The organism is Planomonospora algeriensis (assembly GCF_977012225.1).
Genome location: NZ_CDRNDK010000368.1, coordinates 1 through 6,401 on the forward strand (window position 1 = coordinate 1; position 6,401 = coordinate 6,401).

3 protein-coding genes are annotated in these 6,401 nt (G+C 75.4%); 1 reads left to right on the plus strand and 2 read right to left on the minus strand.

Annotated elements, in window-relative coordinates:
- Positions 1-746 (plus strand): Lhr family helicase (locus ACWJ6R_RS27655; protein WP_449065037.1); only part of this gene is annotated, 746 nt, incomplete at its 5' end.
- Positions 747-796: 50 nt separating this feature from the next.
- On the opposite strand, the gene ACWJ6R_RS27660 is transcribed toward ACWJ6R_RS27655, so the two are convergent.
- Both ACWJ6R_RS27660 and ACWJ6R_RS27665 read right to left on the minus strand, forming a co-directional pair.
- A complete protein-coding gene (locus ACWJ6R_RS27660; RefSeq protein WP_449065038.1) occupies positions 797-6,154 on the minus strand; it encodes a non-ribosomal peptide synthetase/MFS transporter in 5,358 nt (1,785 codons plus the stop codon).
- On the minus strand, positions 6,112-6,401 hold a 290-nt coding region (locus tag ACWJ6R_RS27665), incomplete at its 5' end, for a condensation domain-containing protein (protein WP_449065039.1). The genes ACWJ6R_RS27665 and ACWJ6R_RS27660, both read right to left, overlap by 43 nt.

Here is a 6,401-nt window from a genome sequence, read left to right on the forward strand (position 1 = left end):
GGAGCGGCCCGCCGACCGTGGGCGGGCGCTGGTGGCCGCTGCCCGCCCCGGCCGAGGACGCCACCCAGCGGGCGCACGCCCAGGCGGAGGTGCTGCTCGAACGGCACGGCGTGGTGACCCGGGGCGCGGTCGCGGCCGAACGGCTGCCGGGCGGGTTCTCCGCCGTCTACCAGGTGCTGCGCGCGTTCGAGGAGAGCGGCCGGTGCCGCCGCGGTTATTTCGTCGAAGGCCTGGGCGGCGCCCAGTTCGCCCTGCCGGGGGCCGTCGACCGCATGCGCGCGGCCTCCTCACCGCCGCCTCCGGCGCCCTGGGACGCGTCCGCACCGCCGGTGACGACCGACCCGTGGAGCGTCCCCGCCCGCCGGGACGGCGGCGACGGACGGCGGGCCGTGGTACTCGCCGCCGCCGACCCGGCCAACCCGTACGGCGCGGCGCTGCCGTGGCCCGCGCACCCGGGCGACGTGTCCCACAAGCCGGGGCGGAAGGCGGGCGCCCTGGTGGTGCTGGTCGACGGGCATCTGGTGCTCTACGTCGAGCGCGGCGGCAAGACCCTGCTGTCGTTCGCCGGCGACGACCGCGTCCGGCCCGCCGTCGACGCCCTGGCGCTGGCCGTGCGCGACGGCGCGCTCGGCAAGCTCACGGTGGAGCGCGCCGACGGGGCCGCGATCAACGACTCGCCGCTGGCCGCCGCCCTGGAGGCCGCCGGGTTCCACCCGACCCCCCGCGGGCTGCGCCTGCGCGCCTGACTCCGGGAACCGGTCGCCCCCCGGCCACCCGGCCGGTTCCCCGGAGCCGGTCAGGGCCGGGAACCGGCCGCCTCCGCGAGCGGATCTCCCTCCGATCCGGCGGCGTCCTCCGGCTCCGCGCGCTGCCGGACCGCCTGGAGACCGACCAGGTCGTCCGGGAGCGCGTCCGGCATGTCGGCGTCGAACCGGGACAGGGTCCGGGTCCGCATGGCGACCAGCGCGGTGACCGCGATCGCGACCGCGAACAGGACGTACATCAGGCCGATGCCGCGGCCCTCACCGGTGCCGATGACGGCGCCGACGGTGCCGGCCAGCGGGCCGCCGGGCAGCAGCAGCGGTTCGAACAGGGCGGTGCCGTACGGCGCGACCAGGCCGAACCCGATCGGCAGCGTGGACCAGGCGACGAGCTGGTTGAGCGCCATGACCCGGCCGTGGAACCGCTGCGGCACCTTGACCTGGACGATCGTGGCGTAGACGCCGTTGAGCACGGTCAGCCAGAACGACATGCCGAACGCCCCCACCGCGATGACCACCAGGTCCTGCCGCACGCCGGTGACCAGGCAGAAGGCGCCGAGGGCGAGGGTGGCGAGCAGGACGCCGCGCATCCGCAGGCGGCGCGGGCCGCCCCACACCGTCATCACCAGGCCGCCGAGCAGCACGCCCAGCCCGCCGCAGAACGCGACGCGGCCCACGTCGTCGAGGGTGGCGAAGCCCAGCACGAGCGGTGAGACGAGCAGGAACAGCGGGGACAGGAAGACGTTCAGCACCACGAAGAAGAGGAGCATCCCGCGGAACCACTGATTCCCCCAGGAGAAGCGCCAGCCCTCGACCATCTCGGCGGTCAGCGACTCGCGGCGCCGCCACGCCATCGTCTTCGGGAAGCGGACCAGCAGCAGCACCGTGATCGCGAACACGTAGGAGACGACGTCCACGACGAGGATGCCCTCCAGGCCGATCACCGCCATCAGCCCGACCGCGACCAGCGGGACGACGAGCTGCGCCGTACCGGTGACCATCTGGACCACGCCGTTGGCGTGGCCGAGGAAGCGCTTGGGGACGAGCTGCGGGATGGCGGAGTTGTAGGCCAGGCGCTGGAAGGCGAGCGCGACGGAGAGCACCGCCAGCAGCGGGTAGACGTGCCATATCTGCAGGTTGCCGGTCCACAGCAGCACACCGAGGGCGAGCTGCGTGCCGAACGCGCCGACGTCCCCGGCGAGCATGACGCGCCGCCGGTCGTGGCGGTCTACGAGCGCGCCGGCGAGCGGGGAGACCAGCATGCCGGGCAGCAGCGCCAGGACCGAGAAGAGCGCGAAGTCCACCAGCGACCCGGTGGTGACGTAGATCCACAGCGGGACCGCGAACTCGGTCAGCGACGAGCCGACGATCGACACGAGCTGACCGGCGGCCACCGCGCCGAACCGCTTCATGCTCGGCGCGGGTCCGGCGGGCGTCCCGGCTCCGTACCGGTCCGCGTCCGGCCGGGAGCCCGCTCCCCGCCCGATGGGATCGGCCGGCGGATCCGGCAGGTCCGCGCCGTCCGGGGAAGCGGCGACGGGCCGCCGGGAGACGCCCTCCAGCCACCAGGTCGACCGGTCGGTACGGCCCAGCGCCGCGGTGTCGCCGGAGGCGACGGCCGGGTGGACGGCGGTGACGATGGCGGCCAGCTCCCCGGCGCGGTACTTCAGGTAGAAGTGCCCCGCCTCGTCCAGGACGACCAGCGCGGCCGAGCCGGACAGCAGGTGCCACTCGGGGTAGCGCTCCTGGTAGAACTCCGTCGCCGGGTCGCGTTCGCCGACGACGGAGACGATCGGCGCCCGAAGCGGTTCGACGCCCTCGGCGAGCAGCCGGGTGAAGTAGCGCTCGGTCTCCCGGGTGCCCTCCCGCCGGTTGTCGATGATCATCTTGAGTTCATCGCGGCTGAGCTCGTCGACGTCGAGTCCGGCGGCCCGCAGCGCGTTGGCCCACGCCTGGTCACTGCGGAACCGGTCGGCCAGGTCGGCGATCCGGCCCAGCAGGGACGAGGGCCGGGCGAAGGGGAAGATCCCGCCCAGGTAGACGGCCTCGACGGGCCGCCCCGCGGCCTCCAGCCGCCGGGCGATCTCCACGGTGAGCATGACGCCGAGCCCGCAGTGGCCGTACAGCACGACCGGGCCCCGGATCCCGGCGAGGATCTCCGCCGCGCAGCTCTCGGCGACCTCGGCGACCGGCCGGGTCTCCTCGGCGAGCCCCAGCTCCTGCCCCGGGACGGCCACCGCGTGCAGCGCCCAGTCCTGCGGCAGCGCGTCGGCCAGCGGCTGGTAGACGGCCGCGCTCCCGCCGTTGTACGGCACGCAGACCAGTGTCGCGGTGGTGCTCCGGACCGGGGTGAGGCGGTGCAGGAGGGCGCGCGGCCCGTCGGCGGCGGTCTCGGCGAGTCCGGCGAGCCCGCGGACGGTCCGGTGCTTGAACAGGTCCAGGATGCCGACCTGGCGCCCGCCGGCGGGCAGGACCCGGCGCAGGCGGGCGACCACCTGGGCGGCGAGCAGCGAGTGGCCGCCCAGGTCGAAGAAGTCGTCCAGCGCGCCGACCCGGGTCAGCCCCAGGACGTCGGCCCACACCTGGGCGATGCCCTTCTCCAGCAGGGTCTGCGGCGGCGTGAACCCGGCCTCCTGGTCCGGGCGCTCGTCGCCGGGCTCGGGGAGCCGGGCGCGGTCGACCTTCCCGTGCGACTTCAGCGGCAGCTCGTCCAGCCAGACGAAGCGCCCCGGGATCATGTACTCGGGGAGGCGGTCGGCGAGCCGGGCGCGCAGCTCCCCGACGGGGATCCGCTCCCCGACGAGGTAGCCGACCAGCCGGTCGCCGCGCAGCTCCACGACGGCCTGCGCGATCCCCTCCAGGCCGGTGAGGACGGTTTCGATCTCCGGCAGCTCCACGCGGTAGCCGCGGACCTTGACCTGCAGGTCGCGGCGGCCCAGGAAGCACAGCTCGCCCGTGGGCAGCCAGCGGCCGAGGTCGCCGGTGCGGTACATGCGGGCGCCGGGCGCGCCGTACGGGTCGGGCAGGAAGCGGTCCGCGGTCAGGCCGGGCTGCCCGAGGTAGCCGCGGGCCAGGCGGTCGCCGCCGATGTGGATCTCCCCGGTCATGCCGGGCGGGACCGGCCGCAGGTGCTCGTCCAGCACGTACAGCCGGACGCCGGGCAGCGGCCCGCCGACCGGGAGGGTCAGCGCGCTCTCGGGGGCGGTCCCGGGGGCGGCCGTGACGGCGTACGTGGCCACGCCGACGGTGGCCTCGGTGGGCCCGTAGTGGTTGGCCACCTCGGTGTGCCCGGCCAGCTCCCTGGCCCACGACCAGGTGGAGGCCTCCCCGCCGAGGATGAGCAGCCTGCGCGGGAGCAGCTCGCGGGGTTCGGCTCCGGCGAGTAGCGAGGCGAGGTGGGAGGGCGTCATCTTCAGGTAGTCGGTGCGGCCCAGCGTCCCGGCGAGCTCCTCGACCGGGGCCTGCGGGTCGAGCAGGTGCAGCTCTCCACCGGTGAGCAGCGACAGGTAGAAGACCGTCACGCCGAAGTCGAAGGAGAGCGACTGGAGCAGGGTGAAGACCGATCCGGGCTCGACGGCGAAGCGCTCCCGGACCCCGGCCAGGTAGTTCAGCACCTGCCGGTGCTGCACCCCGACGCCCTTGGGCCGCCCGGTGGTGCCCGAGGTGTAGATCACGTAGGCCAGGTGGTCGGGGGTGGTGCCGGGGTCGTCGAACGCGGTCTCCGTCAGCTCCTCGGCGTCCAGGCAGACCACCGGGTGGCCGTCCGGGACCAGGCCGCGCCCGGCCGAGGAGGTCAGGACGGCGACCGCCCCGGAGTCGCCGAGCATGTGGGCCAGCCGGTCGCGGGGCTGCTTGGGGTCGAGCGGGACGTAGGCGCCGCCCGCGATCAGCACGCCGAGGACGGCGGCGGCCAGGTCGGTGGAGCGGTCGAGCAGGACGCCCACCCGGACGTCGGGGCCGACGCCGTACCGTCCGCGCAGCAGCGCGGCGATCGCCCTGGACCGGCGGTCCAGCTCGGCGTAGGTGAGGGAGGCGGGGACGCCGCCGTCCGGGGAGCCGTCCGCTGCGGTCCCGGTACCCGGTGCGGTCCCGGCGTCCAGGTCCGTTCCGGTGTCCGGGGCGGTTCCGGTGCCCGGGGCGGTCCCGGAAGCCGGGGCGGTCCCGGAAGCCGGCGCGCAGACCACGGCGGTCGCGTCCGGGGTCAGCGCGGCCTGGGCGGCCACGATGTCGCCGAGCAGGCGGTGGCCGGTCGGTTCCGGCTCCGCGGCCGCCCCGAAGCCCAGCACGAGGTCCCGCTCGGCGTCCGAGAGCAGCGACAGCTCCCCCACCGGGGTGTCCGGGGCCGCGGCGACGGAGCGCAGCAGCGTCTCGAACCGGGCGGCCAGCCGTTCCACGGTGTCCGCGTCGAACAGGTCGGTGTTGTAGGTGAAGTGCCCGGCCAGCCCTTCGGGGGTCTCGAACAGGTACAGCGCCAGGTCGTGGCGGGTGGTCCTGACCGGCGGGGGCAGGTAGGCCAGCCGCGGGTCGTCCCCGCCGTCGGCGTAGTTCTGCAGGGCGAAGGCGACCTGGGCCAGCGGCGCGCGGCTGACGTCGCGCTCCACGTTCAGCTCGGTGACCAGGCGGTCGAACGGCAGCTCGGCGTGGGCGAACGCGTCCAGCGCGCGCTCCCTGACCCGGCCCAGGAACGCGGTGAACGGCGGTTCGCCGTCCAGGTCCGCGCGGAGCACCAGCGTGTTGACGAACATGCCGACGACGCCCTCCAGCTCGGGCAGGCTCCGCCCGGCCACCGGGGAGCCGACGCCGAAGTCCGTCTGCCCCGAGTAGCGGGCCAGCAGCACCTGGAAGGCCGCCAGCAGCGTCATGTACGGTGTCGCGTTCACCGCCCGGCCCACCTCGGTCAGGCGGCGGGTGAGGTCGGCGTCGATCCGGACGGCGAGCGAGGCGCCGTCGTAGCCCTGCTCGGCCGGTCGCGGCCGGTCGGTCGGCAGGTCGAGCGCGGGCAGCCCGGCCAGCCGGTCGCGCCAGTGGCCGATCTCGCGCCGCAGGTCCCGCCCGCGCTGCCAGAGGGCGTAGTCGCCGTAGCCGACCGGCGGGGGCGGGAGGGTCCCGCCGTCGTACAGGGCGAGCAGTTCCCGGAAGACGATGTCGTAGGACCAGCCGTCGACGACCGCGTGGTGCGCGGCCACCAGCAGCATGTGGTCGTCCGGGGCGATCCGGGCCAGGACTGCGCGGAGCAGCGGGCCGCGCTCCAGGTCGAACGGCACGGCCAGCGCGGCCTCGAACAGCTCCAGCGCCGCGTCCTGGTCCGCGGCCTCGGCGACGTCCAGCCGGACCGGGCCGGGATCGTCGATCACCAGCTCGGGGACGCCGTCCTCGGTGGTGGGGAAGCGCATCCGCAGCGCCTCGTGGCGGGCGCGACCGCGTCCAGAGCGCGGCGCAGGGCTCCTTCGTCCAGCGGGCAGCGCAGCCGCACCACGGCGGGAACGGTGTAGGCGGTCAGGCCCGGCCGGTACTGCTCCAGGAACCACAGGCGCTCCTGGGCGTGGGAGAGCGGCGGGACCGTGCCGGGCGGGCGCGGGACGACGGCGCGGGTCTCCTCCCGCCGCCGCAGCCGCCGGGCGAGCAGCGCCCGCTGGCGTC

Coding starts and splice junctions, on each gene's coding strand:
- ACWJ6R_RS27660 (WP_449065038.1), bottom strand. CDS start 6,154: ATGCGCTTCCCCACCACCGAGGACGGCGTCCCCGAGCTGGTGATCGAC.